This is a genomic window from Nannocystis exedens (assembly GCF_002343915.1).
GTDB lineage: Bacteria > Myxococcota_A > Polyangia > Nannocystales > Nannocystaceae > Nannocystis > Nannocystis exedens.
The window spans coordinates 8,754,780-8,773,911 of the sequence record NZ_NETK01000001.1 but is presented as its reverse complement, the minus strand read 5'-3'; the positions used below and the strand labels follow the sequence as shown (position 1 = coordinate 8,773,911).

The window sequence follows — 19,132 nt, the reverse complement described above, 5'->3', positions numbered from 1 at the left end:
GGTTGCGGCTCACCGGGCATCAGCCGGCTCCCCGGCGCAGCAGGGCCCGCAGGCCGTCGCGCAGGCGCAGCACGTCGTCCTCGGTGTTGTAGAACGCCAGCGAGGCGCGCAGCGTGGCCGGCAGGGCGAGCGCCGCGTGCAGCGGGTGGGCGCAGTGGTGGCCGGCGCGGACCATCACGCCGAAGGTGTCGCTGAGCACGCGGGCCACGTACTCGCTGCCGAGCGCGCCGTCCCTCGCGGTGACGGTCAGCATCGGCGCGCGCGCGGGCGACGGCGAGTGAGCGTGCAGGCCGGGCAGCGTCGCCACCTCGGCGTCGAGCAGCTCGCGCAGCGCGTCCTCGCGGGCCTCGATCGCGTCGAGGCCGATGTCCTCGAGGTACTCGACCGCCGCGCCGAGGCCGATCGCCGCGGCGATGTCGGGGGTGCCGGCCTCGAGCCGCCAGGGCACGTCGCGCAGCTCGTAGTCGAGGTCGAGGCCGACGTGCTTGACGCAGCCGCCGCCGAGGTGGGCCGGCGCGAGCCGCTCCAGCGCGGCGTGGGTGCCGTAGAGCACGCCGCTGCCCGGCGGCGCGAACAGCTTGTGGCCCGACAGCGCGAGGTAGTCGCACTGCAGGCCCTGCACGTCGATGCCGCGGTGGGCCGCGAGCTGGGCCGCGTCGACCAGCAGCGGCAGGCCGTGACGATGCGCCAGCGCGGCCCAGGCCTGGACCGCCACGTAGACGCCGGTGACGTTGGAGCAGGCAGTGACGGCGAGGAGCCGGGTGCGCGCGTCGATCGCGGCCGCGGCCGCGGCCAGGTCGGGCACGCCCGCGGCGTCCAGCCCGACGACGCGCACGCCGCAGCGGGCTCGCCACGGCAGCAGGTTCGAGTGGTGCTCGAGCACGCTGACGACGACGTTGTCGTCGGGCCGGAGCTCGAGCCCGCCGGCGACGAGGCCGATCGCCTCGGTGGTGCCGCGCACGAACACGACCTCCGAGGCGCGCGCCCCGAGGAATCGAGCGACGCGGCGACGGCTGTCCTCGTAGGCCTCGGTGGCGCGGTCGGCCAGCGCGTGCTGACCGCGGTGGACGTTGCCGCTGTACTCCGCGAGGTAGCCGCGCACCGCCTCGATCACCGGCCGCGGCTTGAGCGTGGTCGCGGCGTTGTCGAGGTAGACGATCGGCGCGCGCCCCGAGCCCCGCTGCAGCAGCGGGAAGTCGTCGCGCAGCCGGGCCACGTCGAACAGCACGTCAGGGCACTCTACGGGGCCGGCCAGGCCCCTTCAAGCGCGCCGGCGAGCGCGCGCCCGCGCGGCCGGCGAACTCGCGCGCGCTAGTCCGCGACCGCGACGCGCACCGGCAGGTCGAGGATGTCGCGGAAGATCGGGTGGTTGCCGTAGACCGGCTTGCCCGCGAGCTCGATCGTCGGGTAGCGGGCGAGGAACTGCTGCAGCGCCGTCTCGGCCTCGAGCCGCGCGAGCGAGGCGCCGAGGCAGAAGTGCGGGCCGTGGCCGAACCACGGGCTCGAATTGGTGCGCCGGCGGATGTCGTAGACGTCGGGGTCGGCCACGAACTCGGGGTCGCGGAAGGCGCTCTGCGTGTTGAGGAACAGCGGCTGACCGCGGTGGAACTCGACGCCGTTCCAGCTGAACGGCTCCTCGACGAAGCGGGTGAGCCCGCCGCCGCGGCCGAACGCGTTGTAGCGCAGCGTCTCGTCGAGCGCCGAGCGGGCCAGCGACGGATCCTGGCGCAGGAGCGCCAGTTGGTCGGGGTGGCGCAGCAGCTCGAGGATCGCGTAGGTCGTGAGGTGGACCGTCGTGTCGGAGCCGCCGACGAGCAGACCGCCGATCAGCGACTCGAGCTCGCCGTCGGTCAGGCGATCGGCGTCGTCGCACGCGCTGATGAGGTGGGTCATCAGGTCGTCGGCCATCGGCCGCTCGCGGCGGTCGGCGATCACGGCCCGCACGATCTCGCGGCCGCGCGAGATCGCCGGCATGTACGAGGCGAACACCTCCGGCGGCAGCCCGGGGAAGATGGTGGCGATCAGCGCGTCGGCGAAGGCCAGGAACTCGGCCTCGGCGCCCGGCGGGATGTTGAGCATCGCCGCGATCACGCGCACCGGATAGGTCTGGGCGAAGTCGCGGAACACGTTGATGACGCCGCGCTCCGGCAGGCGGCCGATCACCTCGGCGATGATCTGGGCGACGCGGGGCCGGTGCGCCTCGAGCTGGCGCGGCCCGAACAGCGGGGTGACGAGCTTGCGCACCCGCGCGTGGGACTCCGGCCGCATCATGAACAGGTCGTTCTCCCGGATGGCGACGTAGTCCGGGTAGGCCGCGCGCAGCTCGGGCGAGAAGCCGCCGCCGAGGGTCGGATCGGTGCCGAGCCGCGGGTCGCGGATCAGCGCCATGACGTCGCGGTAACGGAACAGGATGTGGCCCTTGACCTGCTCCCACGCGTAGATCGGCGCCTCCTCGCGGAATCGACGGAAGGTCGGGTACGGATCCTCGACGAACGCGGGGTCGAACGGATCGAACTTCAACTCGGACGTGGCGCTCGCTTCCAACATTGGCCCCCAGGTAGCACACATCCGGCGGAGAATCGACGGACTCCGGCGATCACGGCGGCGCCCGAGAGCGCACGCGCGGCCCGGCTCGCGCGAGCCCACGCCGCGCGCAGCAACCGCTGCGCGCGCGCGAGCCCCGGTGCGCGGCCACGAAGCGGCCACGAAATCAGCGCCCCGGTACACCCCCCATTGTCGCGGCGGGGAGCTGTGTCGATTGGGACCGAGGCGGACCCCGAGCCGGATGACTCACATGTCCCCGAGGACATGTGATTGCGCGCGCAAAGCCGCGGCCGTTCGCCCCCAAGCGCCCGTTCGCCGCTCGCGCACGAGGGGCCGCCCCGACATCCGCGTGCCCGGGCGGGTGCCTCGTGTCGCCGTTCGCCCCGGCGGGCGGGTCAATCCCACCAGCAGAACACGAGGTCACCGACGCGCTCGGGTCGCCAGTGGCGCGCCTGCTCGAGCTCCTGCCCGCTGAGCCGGCGCTCCCAGTCCTGCGGCGTCAGCCGGGTCTCGAGCCGGGCCGCCCCGGCGAGCTCGTGCGGGCCGAAGAACGCGGCGGCCAGCGCAGGCGCGTCGACGAACCGATAATCGAGGCGCTGGTCCCATTCGGCGAATGCGAGCAGCGGCTGGATCGCGTGCAGCAGCAGCCACAGCGGCCGGCCCTCGTGATCGACGCGAGCCCGGTAGTACGCGGCGCTCGCGTGCGGGCCCTCGCACGGTCCGAGCGTGGTGCGTGGCACCGCGCGCGCCATCGCGTGGCAGGCGCTGCGGAACCCGGCCAGGTCCCAGCGCGGGTCGAAGCGGCCGCCGCCGAAGCCGGTCAGTCCCGGGCGCACCAGCTCCAGCGCGCCCGCGGCGGCCCCCCTGCCCTCGTGCCCGCGCGACCTCGCCATCGCCGGTCCAGCATAGCCGCGGTCACGCGCCGTCGCACTTGCCGTCGTGGTCGCCGTCGACCCCGCCGCTCTGCCAGCAATCGAGCCAGGCGTCGAGGAACAGCCGGCGCTCGGCCACGAACGCGCGCATGTCGTCGACCTGATCGAGGTGCTGGTCGAACGTGAACGGCTTGTTCGGGTCGTCGGCCGCGGCCTCGGCGATCTGCGCGGCCCAGGTGTCGAGGCGGCCCTGCAGCACCTCGACGTCGTAGCCGGTCGCCACGGCGAACGCGATCGCGTCGATGTAGCGGGAGAACCACACCGGGTCGGCGGTGGCGATGGCGTAGAACGGCCGGCCGTGGTCGCCCTCCTTGATGTAGGTGTACGGGTCGGTGTCGGGCTCGAGGCGCGTGAAGGTGTCGTCGAGGTCCCACGGGATGACGACGAAGCCGGAGTTCGGGTCGTTGTAGAGGTACTGGTTGAGCCCTCCGCCCCAGGCGCCGTCGCGGTCGGGGATCACGGCCTCGGTCGCCCACTCGAGCAGCGCCTGCTCGAGGTTCATCACCGCCAGCAGGTCATCGACCGTCTCGGCGGCCTCGAGCTGCTCGACGTCGGCCTGGCTCGGGTCCTCCTCGTTGGTCTTCTTGTTCCAGCCCGAGCCGCCGCCGCGGCGCTTGTAGAGGTTGCCGTCCGGATCTTCGAAGGTCCGCTCGAGGAACTCGCTGTCGACCTTCTCGATGTTGGTGAAGAGGCCGTAGTAGGCGCCGTTGACGACGACGCGGGCGTTGTTGGCGCAGGGGGCCGCGAGGCCGACGTCGCGCAGGATCGCCAGCGCCAGGCGGTCGCGCAAGAAGCTGCGGTTGTACTCGGCGGCGTCGAACAGCACGTGCTTGAGGCCCTCGAACCGGCCCTGCTGGTCGTAGGTGTTGAACGAGACCTCGAATTGCATCTTCTTCTGATCGTGCCAGTGCGAGGAGTTGCCGCGCAGCCGCACCGAGGCGCTCGTGATCACGGTGTCGTCGACCTTGAACGCCAGCAGCGGGTGCTCCTGGATGTCGTCCTCGTCGGCGATCGCCCACTCCTGCTCGATCTCCGCCAGCTCGGACGGATCGATCTCGAGCTCCACCGTCGGGAAGCGGTCCTGCGCGTAGAATTCGGGGCAGCCCTTCGGCTGCCACGCCGGCTCGCCGCCGGTCGTCGGCTCGGGCCCACCCGTGGTCCCGGGCGGCTCGCCGCCGGTCGTCTCGCCCGCGCTGCCGGTGGCCGCCGAGCCCGTCGCGCTGCCGGTCGAAAGCGGCTCGTCGCCGGCGGTCGAGGTCGACGTGACCTCCGGGGCGCTGGTGGTGCCGGGTGCGTCCTCGGTGGTCCCCGCTCCGGCCTGCGGATCGGGACAGCCGGCGAGGAGCGAGGCGACGAACAGGGCGGACACGCGGCGCATGCCGACAGGCTGACCCTGCCACCGCGAGCGACAAGGGAGCGGCGTCACGAACGCGCCCCGCGGGCCCCGAACGCGGCTCCGCGCCCGCCGCCGCGGTGTGATGATTGGCCGGCGAATGCCACGAGCGCGCGGGCGCGCGGACGATGGGCTCGATCGATCCGGCCGGGTTGTCGCCAGCGAGTCGCGTCGCCGGGCCATCGCCGGCGCGACGTCCCGGCCGCCCCGACGAGCGACGACGGAGGCTACGCCGCGGGGGCGAGGCGGGCGGCGGGGGTGCGCGCGGCGATCAGGTCGGCGAGGAAATCGGCGAACGGGATGCCGGCGGCGGCGAGCGCGTTGCGGAAGCCGGAGCCGGAGCCGAGGTCGGGGTTGGCGTTGACGTCGATGATCTGGATCGCCTCGCCGGCCAAACGGAGGTCGAACCGGCAGTAGCCGGTCATCCCGAGCAGCGTGGCCGCGCGCGTGCACACCGCGAGCAGCTCGGCGTGCATGGCGGGGTCGAGGTCGGCGACGATCCGGCTCACGGTCGCCTGCGCCTCGGTCGAGGCGTTGTCCCACTTGGCGGTCCAGCCGACCACCCGCCGCTCGGGCGCCAGCGCCGGCGAGAACACGATCTGTCCCGGCGGCAAGGCGACGAGGCCGCGCGGACCGGCGTGGTAGAGCGCGAGGTTGTACTCGGGGCCGTCGACGAAGGTCTCGACCAGCGCGGGCTGGTCGTGGCGGGCCCACACCTGGCGCGCGCGGGCCAGCGCCGCCTCGGCGTCGCCGCACACGCTGCCGGCGTCGACGCCGACGCCCCCGCCCTCGCGCGCCGGCTTGACGATGACCCGGCCCGAGGCGGCGCGGGCGACGAGCTCGCGGATGTCCTCCAGGACATGTTCTTCCGAGCAGCCGGGCGCGACGGCGAAGCCGGCCGGGGTCGGCACGCCGGTCTGGCGCAGGAACTGCTTGACGAACGGCTTGTCCTGGCAGAGCGCGAGGGTCACCGGGTCGCAGCCGCAGCAGGGGATCCCCAGCATGTCGAGGCCGAGCGCCAGGTGGGCCTCGAACTGCGTGCGGCCGACGGCGCCCTCGCACAGGTTGAACACCACGTCGGGCGCGGCGGCGCGGACGGCCGCGAGCGCCGCCGGCACCGAGTCGGCGACCGGCACCAGCGTGCAGGCGTGCTCCGGCGCGAGCGCGGCCTGGACCTCGCGCGCGGTGGCGGCCAGCTCGGGCGCGCCGAGGAGCGCGACGGGCGGATCGAAGAGAGGGGCGACGTGATAGGTGATGGCGATCCGCATCGGGGCTCCGGCGAGGTCGGGGAACTCGCTAATGCTCGGGGGGGGACGATTGCAGGCGGTCGAGGCCGGACCAGCGCTGGGTGGCCGCGCCGATGATGCGGCCGATCAATTGCTCGTAGCTCCAGCCGTGGCCACGAGCGATGATGACGAGGTCGCTGCTGACCGGGTGCAGCCCCGGCAGCGGGTTGACCTCGATGAAGTTGGGGTCGCCGCGGCGGTCGCAGCGGATGTCGATGCGCGACAGGTCGCGGCAGCCGAACACGCGGTGGACGTCGAGCGCGAGCCCGCGGATGGCGGCCAGCCGGGCCTCGTCGAGCCGGCCCGACTGCAGCAGCTCGTCGGTCATGACGTAGCGGACCTGGTTGAGGTAGTCGCGCTTGACCTCGAGCGAATAGACGAAGTCCTGCCCGTCGGGCACCCGCGGGGTCACCTGCATCACGCCGACGACCTCGGCCGCGGCGCCGTTGCCGACCACGCCGACGGTGAACTCGTCGCCCGACAGGAACTCCTCGATCAGCACGGCCTGGCGGTAGTCGCGTTGCAGCCGGGCCACGCGCTCGCGCAGGGCCGCCTCGTCGTGGCAGACCGAGTTCTTGCGGATGCCCATCGACGAGCCCTCCGCGACCGGCTTGACGAACAGCGGATAGGCGAGCTCGACCAATCCGAGGGTCTCGTCGGCGCCGACGATCTGGAACGGGGCGGTGCGGATGCCGTGGGCCGCGGCGAAGATCTTGGCGACCCCCTTGTCGAGCGCCAGCGCCAGCGCGAACGGGCCCGAGCCGGTGTTGGGGATCCCCAGCACCTCGAGCACCGCCGGGATCTGCGACTCGCGCCCGCGGCCGCCCACGCCCTCGGCGAAGTTGAACACGCCGTCGAGGCGCCGCCCCGGCTCCGCCAAAGCGGCCAGGAGCGGCTCGCCCCACCCGAGCCGCTCGACCTCGTGGCCGAGCCCGCGCAGGGCCCGGTCGATGGCGTCGACGGTCTCGACCGAGTCGAACTCCTCGAAGCGATCGATCGGCTCGCCGGGCGAGGGACCGAGCTCGGGTTTGAGGTTGAAGGTCAAACCCAGCCGCATGCGACCTCCGACCGGTCCGCAGGATCCACGGAGACAGGGTCCACGTAGAAAGGAGGGACGGACAAGAAAGGAGGGACGGACAAGAAAGGAGGGACCGACCGACGAATGGTCGCTACGCTGCGACCGGCGGCAGGGGGAGGTTTTGCGGAGGATGCACCCGGAGGTTCCAATGTGACTTCTCGGCTCGCAACCATAGCCACTTCGCCGCCAGGGGAAAGAAAAAACTTCGCCAGGACCGCCGGACGCGGCCGGAACGGGGACCGCCCGTCGACGCCGCGGCGAGTCCCAGGCCCGCGGTCCGAGGTCCGAACCCCTCGCCGCTCCGGTGCGGGTTCGCGCGTATTGCGACACTGCCCGCCGCCGCTTGGCGGGGCACGCGCTGTTGCAATTGCGTACACCGTCGCGAGCGATCGACACGACGTTCTGCGGGCGAATCAATCCGGCTCCGCGGGCGTGCGGCCGCAGTATCGCCGCACCAGCCCGAGCAGGAGATCGAGGTCGATCGGCTTGCGCACGAACGCGGCCACGTCGGCGGGCGCGGCCGCCGGGGACGAGGCCGACATCACCACCACCGGCAGCGCGAGCAGCCGGTCCTGCGCCCGCAAGCGGGCGAGGACCTGCCAGCCGTCGACCACCGGCATCATCAGGTCGAGCAGGATCAGGCAGGGCTCGCGCTCGGCTTCGTGGAGGTAGGCCAGCGCCTGCTCGCCGTTCTCGGCCCCGTGGACGTCGTAGCCCTCGCCGCGCAGCAGCTCGGCCACCACGTCGCGGATGTCGGCGTCGTCCTCGACCAGCAAGATCGGCGGCATCGCGTTCAACGATGTTCGCAGTGGTTCGCGGCGACAAGCCGGTCGAGGCCGCTGCGCACATTGCGACCAGTCCGGGCCCAGCGGCGGGGCGAGGCTGTCGACGACGGCTCCGCTGCGCCTGGTCGCAGCGACCGGCGCGAGCCCTTCGAACACCACACGCTCGAAGCACCATGAGCGCCCTCGATGCCGCCACTTGCGCCGATGACGCCGGACTCGTCTACGTGACCGACGCGCAGCCGGGCATCTCTCGCCGCCGCGCAGGCACCGGCTTCGCCTACCGCGACGCGAAGGGCCGCCCGCTCCGCGACGCCGAGACGCTGGCCCGGATCCGCCGCCTGGCGATCCCGCCGGCCTGGACGGAGGTGTGGATCTGCCCCGACCCGCGCGGACACATCCAGGCGGTCGGCCGCGACGCCCGCGGCCGCAAGCAATACCGCTACCACCCGCGCTGGCGAGAGGTCCGCGACAGCACCAAGTACGAGCGCATGCTGGCGTTCGCGGCGGCGCTGCCGGCGATCCGCGCCCGGGTCGACCGCGACCTCCGCCGCCCCCAGCTCGACCGCGTCAAGGTGCTCGCCACCGTGGTGCGCCTGCTCGACACCACCCACATCCGCATCGGCAACCCCGAATACGCGCACAGCAACGATTCGTACGGGCTGACGACGATGCGCGACCGCCACGTGAAGATCCACGGCAAGCACATCGAATTCCGCTTCCGCGGCAAGAGCGGCAAGCAGCACGTGGTCGCCGTCGACGACGCCCGCCTGGCCAAGATCGTCCGCAGCTGCCGCGACGTGCCCGGGCAGGAGCTGTTCCAGTTCTACGACCACGCCGGCACCCACCACGCGATCGGCTCGGCCGACGTCAACGCCTACCTGCGCGCCTGCTCCGGCAGCGAGTTCAGCGCCAAGGACTTCCGCACGTTCGCCGGCACCGTGCTGGCCGCCGAGGAGCTGTGGCGCGACCCGAGGCCGGAGCAGAAGTACCGGCGCAAGCAGGCGGTCACGCGGGCGATCGAGCGGGTCGCCGGCTGCCTCGGCAACACCGCGACGGTGTGCCGCAAGTGTTACGTCCACCCCTCGGTGCTCGACGCCTACGAGGACGGCGCGGCGCTGCCGACCACGTTGCGCGGACCGCGGACCTACCAGGCGCTGCGCCCCGAGGAGCGCCGCGCGGTCGCCCTGCTGCTCGAGCGCCAGCGAACCGCCGGCCAGCGCACGCTGTCGGCCCGGCTGGCGGCCTCGCTCAAGCAGCGGCGGGCGGCCCGGCACGAGCCGGAGCTGCGCCGGGCCGCCTGATCGGGCCTGCCCCAGGGTCATGCTCGGAAGGGCATGTCCCCCAGGTCATGCCCTTGCGGACATGTCCCCAGAGTCCTGCTCGCTCAGCGGTCGGCCTGCCCGGCCTTGCGCCGCTGCGCCGCCGCCTGCATGCACATCAGCAGCGCCTCGCGCAGGGTCGAGAGCGTGGGGACCCGGCCGAGCTCGACGCCGAGCGAGATGATCGAGGAGGCGACGTCGGGGCGGACGCCGACGACGATCCCGCGGGCGCCGAGCAGCTGGACGGCGCGGACCAGGCCGATGATGTGGTGGGCGGTGCCGGTGTCGACGACCTCGACGCCGGTGAGGTCGATGATGGCGAAGCGGGCGCGCAGGCGGCCGATCGCGTCGAGCAGCAGCTCCTGCATGCGCAGGGCCTGGCCGGTGTCGATCGTGCCGAACAGCGGCATCAGCACCACGCCCTCCCAGACCTCGATGATCGGCGTCGAGAGCTGGCGGATCGCCTCCTGCTGGGCGGCGATGACCTCGAGCTTGTCGCGCAGGCTGGCCTCGGTGCGCTTGCGGGCGGTGGCGTCGAAGAAGAAGCCGCGCCGCAGCGGTGAGTCGCCGCGGCCCTTGTGGACGGCGCGGATGCTGTGCAGCCACATCTCCTCGCCGCCTTCGGCCGTGACGCGGAACTCGAGCTCGCGCGCCTCGCCGCCGGCGGCCGACAGGTGCAGCGCCAGCGCCTCGCGGTCGGCCGGGTGGGTGATGCCGGCCAAGAACCCGGGGTCGCCGGTGAAGCGGTCGCTGCCGTGGCCGAGCAGCCCGGCGATCTGCGAGCCGATGTAGGTCAGGCGCCCGGCGGAGACGTCGGCCTCCCACGGGACCGCGCCGGCGCTCTCGACGAGCTGGCGCAGGCGTTCCTCGCTCTCGCGCAGGCCCTGCTCGACCTGCTTGCGCTCGCGGTTCTCGCGGGCGAGGTCGCCGTACAGCGACGACACCGCCAGCGAGATCGCCGCCTGCGTCAGCAGCAGCTCGAGCACCGCGGTGCGCTGCGGGGTGAAGGCGCCGCTCATCCAGTTGTTCTCGAGGTAGAGCAAGCCGACCAGCGCGCCGGAGCGGACGACCGGGACGCACAGGACGCTGCGCACCTGGCCGCGCGCGAGGTGGGGGTCGGCGGCGAACAGCGGGCTGTTGCGGGCGTCGGTCAGCAGCACCTGCTCGCGCGTGCGGCGGACGTACTGCACGATCGACAGCGCCAGCTCGTCGTCGACGACGACCGGACGCGCCGGCAGGGTGACCTCGACGCCCTGCTCGCCGGTGCGGGCGCCGGCGGCGATCACCAGCCGCTCGCGCTCGAGCAGCAACAGGTGGCCGTTCTGCGCCCCGGCGTGCTCGAGCACGATGTGCATCAGGCTGCTGAGCAGCTTGTCCTGCATCAGCTCGCCCGACAGCGCCTGCGTCGCCTTGACCACCGCGAGCGCGTCGACCGACAGCCACTGCGAGCCGGGCGGGGTGATCGGGCCGAGCTCGGGCACCCGCGTGGCCAGCTGCGTCAGCTTGGCGGTCGCGCCCCAGCGGGCGTAGAGGCTGCGGGCGCGCTCGAAGTAGGCGACGGCGGCGACGCCGAGCCCGAGCGCGCGCGCCAGCTCGCCGGCGCGCTCGCAGGCGATCGCCTCGACCGCGAGGAACGAGTCCTGCGCGGCCACCCGGGCCGCCGCCTCGAGCCGCGGCAGGGCCTCGGCCGAGCGGCCCTCGAGCCGCAGCAGCTCGGCGCCCAGCAGCTCGGCGCGGGCGCGGAAGTTGGCCGGGCAGCGCGCCGCCAGCCGCTCGCTGAGGGCCGCCTGCACCCGCACCCGCTCGAGCATCTCGGCGCGGCGCAGCGGCTCGCGGTCGGCCACGGCGGCCGCCACGAGGGCGCAGTAGAAGTCGCCGTCGGCCCCGAGGAAGGTGCCGAGCAGGCCGCTGCCCTTGGTCGCGGCGAACCGCTCGGCGGCCTGCAGCGCGCCGCCGAGGTCGCCGAGCAGGTAGAGCCGCTGCATGCGCAAGAAGTGGTGGGTGCCGAGCGCGGAGCCGACGATTTTGGGGCCGGGCTCGACGGCGTCGTCGGCGTCGACCCGGGCGCCGCGCAGGCGCGGCAGCTGGGCCAGCACGACGTCGACGGTCATGACCGCGATCTCGTGCTGCATCTGCACGTAGCTGCTGCGGTGGCGGGCCCACTGCTCCTCGACCTGGGCCAGCGCGTCGCCGCGGCAGAGGAGCAGCGTGTCCTGGCCGAGCAGCGCGAACGCGCCGTAGGCCGAGAGGTCGCCGGCCTCGACGCCGGCCTGCTGCCCGGCGCGCAGGTGGGCGAGGATCTGCGGCAGCGGCTCGTGCCACGGGCCGGTGAACCAGCCGTAGATCGTGCGCACCTTGGCGTGCACGCCGGCGTCGGCGATGTGCTCGAGCCGGCGCAGGGTCATGCGCGCGATCCGGCCCGACATGTCGTGCTCGCCGAGCACCGTCACCAGCAGCAGCGCGAACGAGGCGTAGCCGACCACCGAGTCGCGCGTCTCGCCGTGGACCAGCGACAGCTCGACGAGGCGCAGGATGATGATCGAGAACAGGACGATGTCGAGGTAGAAGCTGGACGGCAGCAGGCTGACCAGCACCTGGGCGGCGACCCGCCGCGCCGGGTCGGCGACCGAGGTCGCGTGCTCGAGCGCCTCGATGTCGAGCGCCGAGAAGCGGGCCACCGCCGCCTCGATCATCGGCCCGAACGCGGCCAGGCGCGCCTCGGGGGTGCCCGGGATGTCGACGCCGAGCTCGCGCAGCGCCTTCTGGCCGACGTCGAGGCTCTCCTGCATGCGCCCGACCGAGTAATAGAGGCTGATCTGCAGCGTGAAGATCTCGGCCCGCTCGAGCGGCCCGCGGGCGTGCGACAGCGCGGCCGCGAACAGCTGCTCGGCCGCGTCGTTGTCGTTGCACAGATATGCGCATTCGGACAGGTCGCGGTGGAGGTCGAAGGTCAGCTGGAAGTGGGCGTCCCAGGCGTCCGCGGGCAAGAGGGCCAGCGCGGCCCGCAAGTAGACGAGCGCCGAGGCGTAGGCGTTGGCCTGCTTGGCCCGCCGGCCGGCCTGGAGGTCGAGGCGCGCCAGGTCGAAGCGGGCCGCGGGATCGGTGAGCAGCGGGGCGGCGGCGTTGAGGTGGTTGACGACCGCGAACAGCCGCTCGGGCGCGACGGCGGCGCCGATCGGGCCGCGCAGCTCGCGACCGATCCGCAGGTGGACGCCGGCGCGCTCGGCCTCGGGCGTCAGGCTGTAGGCGGCCTGCTGCACGCGGTCGTGCGAGAACTTGAGCTGCCCGCCGCGCGCGACCACCAGCCCGTCGGCCAGCGCCGGCGCGAGGTCGGCCAGCACCGCGGGCTCGTCGCGGCCGAGCAGCGCGGCCAGGGTCGCCGGCGCGATCTCGGCGCCGGCGCACGCCAGCAGGCTGAGGGCCCGCTGCGCCGCCGCCGGCAGCCCGCGCAGCCGCTCGAGCATCAGCGCGACGATGTTGTCGGTGTAGCCCTTGGCCTCGATCGCGGGCAGGTCCCAGCGCCACGCGCCGACGTCGGGGTCGAGGTACAGCAGCCCCTCGGCGGCCAGCATGGTCAAGAACTGGCCGACGAAGAACGGGTTGCCGGCCGTCTTGGCGTGCAGGAGCGCGGCGAGTTGGTCGGCCGCCTCCGGGCCGCAGCGCAGGGTGTCGACCAGCAGCGCGGCGACGTGCTGCGGCGGCAGCGGAGCGACCGCGAGGTCGGACACCCGCACGTCGGCGCTTTGGATCTCGAGCAGCGCGGCGGTCCACGGGTGCGACGGGCCGATCTCGCCGTCGCGATAGGCGCACACGACCAGCACGTGCTGCACGTCGGGGTGGGTCAGGATGTGCTGGAGGAGCCGGATGCTGGCGGCGTCGGCCCACTGCAGATCGTCGAGGAACAGGATCAGCGGCTGGTCGGGCTGGGCGAACACGCCGATGAACTGGCGCAGCACCCGGTTGAAGCGGTTCTGCGCCTCGAGCAGCGGCTGCGGCGGGACCGGCGGCTGCGGCCCGATCACGAGCTCCATCTGCGGGATGATGTCGATGATCAGCTGGCCGAGGTTGCCGAGCTCGGCCTGCAGGCGCTGGCGCCAGGTCGCCAGGTGCTCCTCGCTGGCCGCCAGCAGCTTGCGCGCGAGCTCGCCGAACGCCTTGACCAGCGTGGCGTAGGGGACGTCGCGGTCGTACTGGTCGAACTTGCCGGCGACGAAGACGCCGGGCTGGCCGGTGTGGCGCCGCTCGAGCCCGTGGACGAGCGCCGACTTGCCGATGCCGGAGGGCCCGCGCACCAGCGCCAGCTCGGGCGCGCCGCGCTGGGCCACCCGCTCGCGCGCCGCCTCGAGCGCCTGCAGCTCGGCGTCGCGGCCGTAGAGGCGCTGGGAGATCCGCAGCTGCTCGGGCACGTCGCGCAGGCCGAGCGTGAAGCGCTGCTCGCCGCCGCCGCGGGCCGCCGCGGCGAGCCAGCGGTCGAGGTCGGCGACGAGGCCCGCCGCGCTCTGGTAGCGCTCGTCGGCGGCCTTGGCCAGCAGCTTGAGCGCGATGTCCGACAGCGGCGCCGGCACCTCGGGGCGCAGCTCGACCGGCGCGCGCGGAGCCTGGGCGACGTGGGCGTGCGTCCACCCGAGCAGGTCGACCGCGGTGAACGGCGCCGCGCCGATCAGCAGCTGGTAGAACAGCGCCCCGAGCGAATAGAGGTCGGCGCGGTGGTCGGCGGCGTGCAGCGTCGGCTGCAGCAGTTCGGGGGCCGCGTAGGCGAGCTCGTCGGGTCGATGCGCGGCCAGCCAGTCGGCGCCTTCGTCCGCGCCGTCGAGCTCGACCACGTCGTCGCCGTCGAGATGGATCCGCCGCGGCGCGAGGTGGCGGTGGACGCGGCCCTGGCGGTGCATCGCGTGCACCGCGGCGGCGACGCTGCGGAGCAGGACGGCGGAGCGCTCCGGGGCGAGCGGGCGAGCAACGAGCTCCAGCAGGGTCGTGGACAAGGACGATCCTTTCGCGTCGGCGAACGCGGGCGCGATCATCGAACAATTGCGGCGAGTCCGACAAGGGTCGAGCGAGCGCAAGAGCGCTCCCTCGCCGAGCCGATCGTCGGCGCCGCGTCGCGAGTGAAACGAGGACGAGCCGCCCGTGCGAGGATGTGCGCGCGCCGCGGACGCGGCCACGCACGTGCTCGGTGGCGCGAAGCGAGCGACGTGAATGACCGAGCACACCGGCGCGGCCCGAGGTCACGCCGATTTCAGCGGCGGCGGCGTCCATTCGCGGTGCGCGACGTCCGACGGCTCACTCGCCGTCGCGGCGCAGCGCCAGCGACTCGCCGGCCACGGTGGCGCCGCCCTCGAGGCACAGCATCCGCACGTGCCCGCTGGCGACGACGCGCTGGTCGTCGTCGCGGATCTCCACGCGCCACACCTGCGTGCGCCGCCCGCGGTGCAGCGGCGTCGCGCGGGCGCGCAGCGTGCCGCCTCGCGTGCCGTGCAAGAAGGACGTCGCGTTCTCGAGGCCGACCGTCGACTGCCCGCGCCGCATCGCCGACAGCGCCGCCCCCGAGCTCGCCAGGCTCTCGACGATCGTCGCGTACACGCCCCCGTGGACGAGCCCGTACGGCTGCAGCAGCCCCGGCGTGACCGGCACCTCGGCCTCGACCGCGTCGTCGCCGACGCCGGTGAACACCAGCCCGATCAGGCGGTCGAACGCGCTGCGGTGGTCGTTGAGGATCGCCACGATCGCCGCCGGATCGGCGGCGGCCGCGACCAGCGCTGCCAGGGCCGGGCCGGCGTCGGTCATCCCCGCCACATTACCCGCGCCACCCTGCGGCTTCAAGGCCGCGCCTGCACCGACGTGTCGACCGTACACCGACACTGGCACATTCGACATGTCCTCCAAAGCATGACCGATCGGGCATGCTCCGGCGGCCAGGCTCAGCCGCGGGCGAACCCGGCCCGCGGGCGGTCGGTGCCGAGGGTCTCGGGGCTGATCGGCGCGCCGATGGCGGCCAGCGCCGCGCGGTGCTCGGCCGGCGGGACCTTGAGCAGGGTGCGCTCGAACTCCTTGAGGCGGGCGAAGCTCGGCAGGGCCAGCACTCGCTCGACCAGGCCGGCCAGGCGGGGCCAGCGCTCGGGGTCGGGCTTGACCTTCGCCAGCCCGGCGTTGCGCAGGAAGCTGGCGACGGCGATGTCGGCGATCGACAGCTCGCCGCAGAAGTAACCCTCGGCCGGGGCCTGCGCCTCGAGGTAGTCGAACACCTGCGGCACGTCGTCGCGCATCGTCCTCTCGATCAGCGCGGTGTCGGGCTGCTGGCCGAACACCGCCGGGCGCACGATCACCTGGGCGAACAGCCGCCAGATGAACACGTCGCCCATGCGCGTGTCGGCGAACTCCTCGAGCCAGCGCGCCCGGGCCCGCAGCGCCGGGGTGCGCGGGAGGAGCGGCGGCGTCGGGTGGACCTCGTCGAGGTACTCGCAGATCACGGTCGAGTCGGTCAGGGTCAGGTCGCCGTCGACGAGCACGGGGATCCGCCGCAGCGGGCTGACGGCGGTGAAGCCGTCGCCGCCGAGGAACGGGATGATCGGGTCGATCGTGTAGGCCACGCCCTTGAGGTCGAGCGCGACCAGCACCTTGCGGACGTAGGGCGAGACGTAATTGCCGACGACGTGGACGGGGGGCTTCACCCGGCGATCCGAGCACCGCGGCGCGAGGCTGTCAACAACGGCGCGGCGACGTACCTGTCTTCGGGGCCATCTCGCCACGCGCGCGGATCTTCGACGCGCGGGGCGGCGCGGAACCTGTCCTCGGGGACACCTCGTCGCGCCCGCCGGCCGTCGACCCGGGGTGCGGCGCCGGACCTGGCGCCCCCGTCCTCCCACGGGCCCGCCGCCTCGTGGCGCGGCGGCGAGCCCGTCCTCGGGGATACCTCGCCGCCCTCGCAACCCACCGCGGGTCCGCCGTTCCGAGGCGCGATCCGGGTCTGTCCTCCGGGACATCTCGCCGCGCCCCGTGGGACGGCTCACGCGGCCGCGCACCCCGCACCGCGGCGGACATCGGTGACGATGGGTCGTGCTCGAAGACCCGCCCCCGCCCACCCTGGCGCAGCTCCGCGCCGCGCTCGCCAGCCCGGAGGCGACCGTGCGCAGCGCCGGCCTGCTGCGGCCCCGTTGCTCCGCCGTGACCTGCTCGGGACCGGTTGCGGCTGGCGTCGCAGCCGGCTCCGAGTGAAGGGACCACCACGCGCCGCCGGCGCGCGCCTCCGGTGCTGCGTAGTCCATGCGCTGCAAGGGGCGAGCCGGGGCACAGCTCCGTCACGGCGAAGCGCTGCTCTCGATCGTGTGCTGGGCCGCTCACTTCGACGCCGAAATGGTGGATCTGCGGGATGTTCGGGTGGCGCAGCGCCGACAGGATCTTCGCCGCGCGGCGGAAGCGGATCGTGTCGTCGTCGCTCGGCTTCGCGTCGCGGAGCACCTTGAGCGCGACCTCCCGCGACAGCTCGCGGTCCGAGGCGCGGTAGACGATCGCGCTCGCGCCGACGCCGAGCACCTCGAGGCGATCGTAGCAGCCGCCGAACAGCTGTCTGGAGCGGGGCGTCAGGGGGTGCGCGGCCAGGATCGCCTCGAGGCCGCGCCGCAGGTGATCGGCGGACGGAAGACGATCGGCCACGTCCGGCTCGAGCGCGGCGAGGAGCAGCCGCGACAAGTCCTGGGGCGCGTCGCTGTCGGGCAGGACCGCCTGGATCGGCCGCAAGTCGTTCGGGTCGGGCAAGGTCCGGGTGCAGAGCTGGTACAGCGTGGCGCCGAGCGAGTAGACGTCCAGGCGCGGCTCGGCAGGCCGCAGACCGGCCTCGGGCGGCAGATACGGGGGCGTGCCGATCTTGGGGCCGAGCTGGGTCTTGTGGCGCTCGGGGACTTGCGAGGCGAAGCGCGCGTCCTGGGCCTCGTGGAACGGAGTGCCCACGCTGGCGAGCCCGAGATCGATCAACTTGGCGACCGCTCGATCGGCGCCGGTCACCATCATGATGTTGTCGGGCTTGATGTCGCGGTGGATGACGCCGAGGTTGTGCAGCGCGTGCAGTGCGCCCGCGATCTGGGCGCCGAGCTCGGCGACCTCGCGCCACGGCGGGAGCCCGCGGGCGAGCCGCCGCGACCACGTCTCGCCCTCGAGGTGCTCGAGCGCCACGTACGGCTGAGCATCGGGCGTGTGGCCGAACGCGACAGGCCGCACGATGTGCGGGTGCTGGATGTTGCTGAGGATCTCGGCCTCGACCTCGAAGCGCCGCCGCGACTCCGGCCCCGTCCGGTGCAGGATCTCGAGCGCCACGTAGCACCTGCGCGTCAGATCCTTGGCCAGGAACACATGGACCATGCCGCCCTTCGCCAACCGCTCGACGATGCGGTAGCGGCCGTCGATCACCTCGCCGATGTAGTCGGCACCGACCTGCTTGTGGATGGGCCACGTAGGGGCCGCCCTCGACACCGGCGTTGGGGAGCTGTCCATCACGACTCAGGTTGCCACATGCGCCTCACTCCAGGTTGGTCTTAACCAACCTGAATATACCATCATGTACGTTTGGCCATGTCGGCGGGGCAGCCTTCGGAGCAAGAGAAGAATGCCGTCGACTTGAACATGCCTGAAAGGGTAGCTTTCCTCTCGAACCGAACGACTGCATGCAGGGCAGGCCCCTTCGTGGGAGACGATGTGCATGCAGTGAGGGGCCGAACCGTGGCTGCTGCCACGCCGACATCGCCCACCCTTCGCGCGGCGAAGAGGCCCGCGAAACCGCACGTGAGGTCACTGCGCCGTGTAGCCGCCGTCCATCGCATAGACCCCGCCGGTGATGAACGAGGCGCGATCGGACAGCAGGAACGCCACCAGCTCGGCGACCTCCGCGCGCTCGGCCATGCGACCCATCGGATGTACCGCCGCGAACGCGGCCCGGACCTCCTCCGGGGATTCGGCGATCCGCGGGGTGTTCACATAACCCGGGGCCACCGCGTTGACGCGCACGCCCCGGGTCGCGTACTCGAGCGCCGCGCTGCGCGTCAGGCCGATCACCCCGTGCTTGGCCGCGGTGTACGGCCCGAGGCCCGCCAGCCCGACCACGCCGTTGGCGGACGACAAATTGACGATCGCCCCGCCGCCGCTCTGCACGATCGCCGGCAGCTGGTACTTCATGCCGAAGAAGGTCCCGCCGAGGTCGGTGTCGATCACCTCGCGCCAGTCCTCGATCGTCGTGTCCGCGATCGTCACCCCGGCGGGCCCGGTGACGCCGGCGTTGTTGACCGCGAGGTGCAGCCCGCCGAATCGCTCGACCGCGGCCTGCACCGCCGCGCGCACGGCCTCGGGGTCGCGCACGTCGGCCTCGACGGCGACCGCCCGCTGCCCCGACGGATCGAGGCGCGAGGCCAGCTTCAGCACCCCCTCCAGGCGCCGCCCTGCGGCCACCACCGCGGCTCCCAGCGCATACAACTTCTCGGCGATGGCCTCTCCCAGCCCCGTGGCGGCCCCGGTGACGATTGCGACCTTTCCCGTGAATTCCGTCATGACCCCGCGAGCGTACGGCACCTGCATACGAATGCAACCCACCGCTCGGCCCGCTCGCACGATGCGAGATTCCCGGGCAAAGTCACCGGAAAAAGCAATGCTCGGACTGTCCCCGCTCGTCCTCTCCTGACCCATGCGAATGCCACCAGGGCCAGATCGGTCGACCGATGCGAGATTCGCTCGGCCCGGGTCACAGGAAAAGCCGGTCGAACCGCCGCGCCGCCGGGCGCGGCTGCAGGTGATGGGATTCGCGCTGGCCGGTTC

13 protein-coding genes are annotated in these 19,132 nt (G+C 73.1%); 1 reads left to right on the top strand and 12 read right to left on the bottom strand.

Annotation, left to right across the window (positions count from 1 at the left end; all coding sequences use genetic code 11):
- Positions 1 to 19: 19 nt before the first annotated feature.
- The 7 genes from NAEX_RS34410 to NAEX_RS34380 form a co-directional block, all read right to left on the bottom strand.
- A complete protein-coding gene (locus tag NAEX_RS34410) occupies positions 20 to 1,228 on the bottom strand; it encodes an aminotransferase class V-fold PLP-dependent enzyme (protein WP_170136234.1) in 1,209 nt (402 codons plus the stop codon).
- A gap of 83 nt (positions 1,229 to 1,311) precedes the next feature.
- Positions 1,312 to 2,547 (bottom strand): cytochrome P450, encoded by a 1,236-nt coding sequence (locus NAEX_RS34405; RefSeq protein WP_170136233.1) that lies wholly within the window; start codon positions 2,545 to 2,547, stop codon positions 1,312 to 1,314.
- A 392-nt stretch (positions 2,548 to 2,939) separates the two neighbouring features.
- On the bottom strand, positions 2,940 to 3,437 hold the full coding sequence (locus NAEX_RS34400; RefSeq protein ID WP_096331713.1) for a hypothetical protein: 498 nt from the start codon (positions 3,435 to 3,437) through the stop codon (positions 2,940 to 2,942).
- Between the two features lie 22 nt (positions 3,438 to 3,459).
- Positions 3,460 to 4,854 carry a CotH kinase family protein gene (locus NAEX_RS34395; protein WP_170136232.1) on the bottom strand — a complete coding sequence of 465 codons (1,395 nt, stop codon included), beginning with the start codon at positions 4,852 to 4,854 and terminating at the stop codon, positions 3,460 to 3,462.
- A gap of 242 nt (positions 4,855 to 5,096) precedes the next feature.
- The gene (locus NAEX_RS34390) at positions 5,097 to 6,137 is read right to left on the bottom strand and encodes a D-alanine--D-alanine ligase family protein (RefSeq protein WP_096331711.1); all 1,041 of its coding nucleotides are present in this window, start codon (positions 6,135 to 6,137) and stop codon (positions 5,097 to 5,099) included.
- A gap of 28 nt (positions 6,138 to 6,165) precedes the next feature.
- A complete protein-coding gene (locus NAEX_RS34385) occupies positions 6,166 to 7,212 on the bottom strand; it encodes a D-alanine--D-alanine ligase family protein (RefSeq protein WP_096331710.1) in 1,047 nt (348 codons plus the stop codon).
- 434 nt (positions 7,213 to 7,646) lie between these two features.
- A complete protein-coding gene (locus NAEX_RS34380; RefSeq protein ID WP_096333818.1) occupies positions 7,647 to 8,021 on the bottom strand; it encodes a response regulator in 375 nt (124 codons plus the stop codon).
- A gap of 170 nt (positions 8,022 to 8,191) precedes the next feature.
- Between NAEX_RS34380 and NAEX_RS34375 the strand changes: the two genes are divergently transcribed.
- On the top strand, positions 8,192 to 9,319 hold the full coding sequence (locus NAEX_RS34375; RefSeq protein WP_177325999.1) for a DNA topoisomerase IB: 1,128 nt from the start codon (positions 8,192 to 8,194) through the stop codon (positions 9,317 to 9,319).
- Positions 9,320 to 9,402: 83 nt separating this feature from the next.
- Here NAEX_RS34375 and NAEX_RS34370 read toward each other — a convergent pair whose 3' ends face one another.
- From NAEX_RS34370 to NAEX_RS34350, 5 genes are all read right to left on the bottom strand, one after another.
- Complete coding sequence (locus tag NAEX_RS34370) at positions 9,403 to 14,319, bottom strand: AAA family ATPase (protein ID WP_170136231.1); 4,917 nt, start codon at positions 14,317 to 14,319, stop codon at positions 9,403 to 9,405.
- 298 nt (positions 14,320 to 14,617) lie between these two features.
- On the bottom strand, positions 14,618 to 15,121 hold the full coding sequence (locus NAEX_RS34365) for a PaaI family thioesterase (RefSeq protein WP_096331707.1): 504 nt from the start codon (positions 15,119 to 15,121) through the stop codon (positions 14,618 to 14,620).
- Between the two features lie 134 nt (positions 15,122 to 15,255).
- The gene (locus NAEX_RS34360) at positions 15,256 to 16,005 is read right to left on the bottom strand and encodes a glutathione S-transferase family protein (protein WP_096331706.1); all 750 of its coding nucleotides are present in this window, start codon (positions 16,003 to 16,005) and stop codon (positions 15,256 to 15,258) included.
- A 31-nt stretch (positions 16,006 to 16,036) separates the two neighbouring features.
- Complete coding sequence (locus tag NAEX_RS34355) at positions 16,037 to 17,821, bottom strand: protein kinase domain-containing protein (protein WP_096331705.1); 1,785 nt, start codon at positions 17,819 to 17,821, stop codon at positions 16,037 to 16,039.
- Between the two features lie 294 nt (positions 17,822 to 18,115).
- Positions 18,116 to 18,868: an SDR family NAD(P)-dependent oxidoreductase gene (locus NAEX_RS34350; RefSeq protein ID WP_096333817.1), complete on the bottom strand. Its 753-nt coding sequence runs from the start codon at positions 18,866 to 18,868 to the stop codon at positions 18,116 to 18,118.
- Positions 18,869 to 19,132: the final 264 nt, after the last annotated feature.

Bases quoted from the DNA above. Each gene is read 5' to 3' on its own strand.
- NAEX_RS34405 (WP_170136233.1), bottom strand. From the start codon at position 2,547: ATGTTGGAAGCGAGCGCCACGTCCGAGTTGAAGTTCGATCCGTTCGAC.
- NAEX_RS34400 (WP_096331713.1), bottom strand. From the start codon at position 3,437: ATGGCGAGGTCGCGCGGGCACGAGGGCAGGGGGGCCGCCGCGGGCGCG.
- NAEX_RS34395 (WP_170136232.1), bottom strand. From the start codon at position 4,854: ATGCGCCGCGTGTCCGCCCTGTTCGTCGCCTCGCTCCTCGCCGGCTGT.
- NAEX_RS34390 (WP_096331711.1), bottom strand. From the start codon at position 6,137: ATGCGGATCGCCATCACCTATCACGTCGCCCCTCTCTTCGATCCGCCC.
- NAEX_RS34385 (WP_096331710.1), bottom strand. From the start codon at position 7,212: ATGCGGCTGGGTTTGACCTTCAACCTCAAACCCGAGCTCGGTCCCTCG.
- NAEX_RS34380 (WP_096333818.1), bottom strand. From the start codon at position 8,021: ATGCCGCCGATCTTGCTGGTCGAGGACGACGCCGACATCCGCGACGTG.
- NAEX_RS34375 (WP_177325999.1), top strand. From the start codon at position 8,192: ATGAGCGCCCTCGATGCCGCCACTTGCGCCGATGACGCCGGACTCGTC.
- NAEX_RS34365 (WP_096331707.1), bottom strand. From the start codon at position 15,121: ATGACCGACGCCGGCCCGGCCCTGGCAGCGCTGGTCGCGGCCGCCGCC.
- NAEX_RS34355 (WP_096331705.1), bottom strand. From the start codon at position 17,821: ATGGACAGCTCCCCAACGCCGGTGTCGAGGGCGGCCCCTACGTGGCCC.
- NAEX_RS34350 (WP_096333817.1), bottom strand. From the start codon at position 18,868: ATGACGGAATTCACGGGAAAGGTCGCAATCGTCACCGGGGCCGCCACG.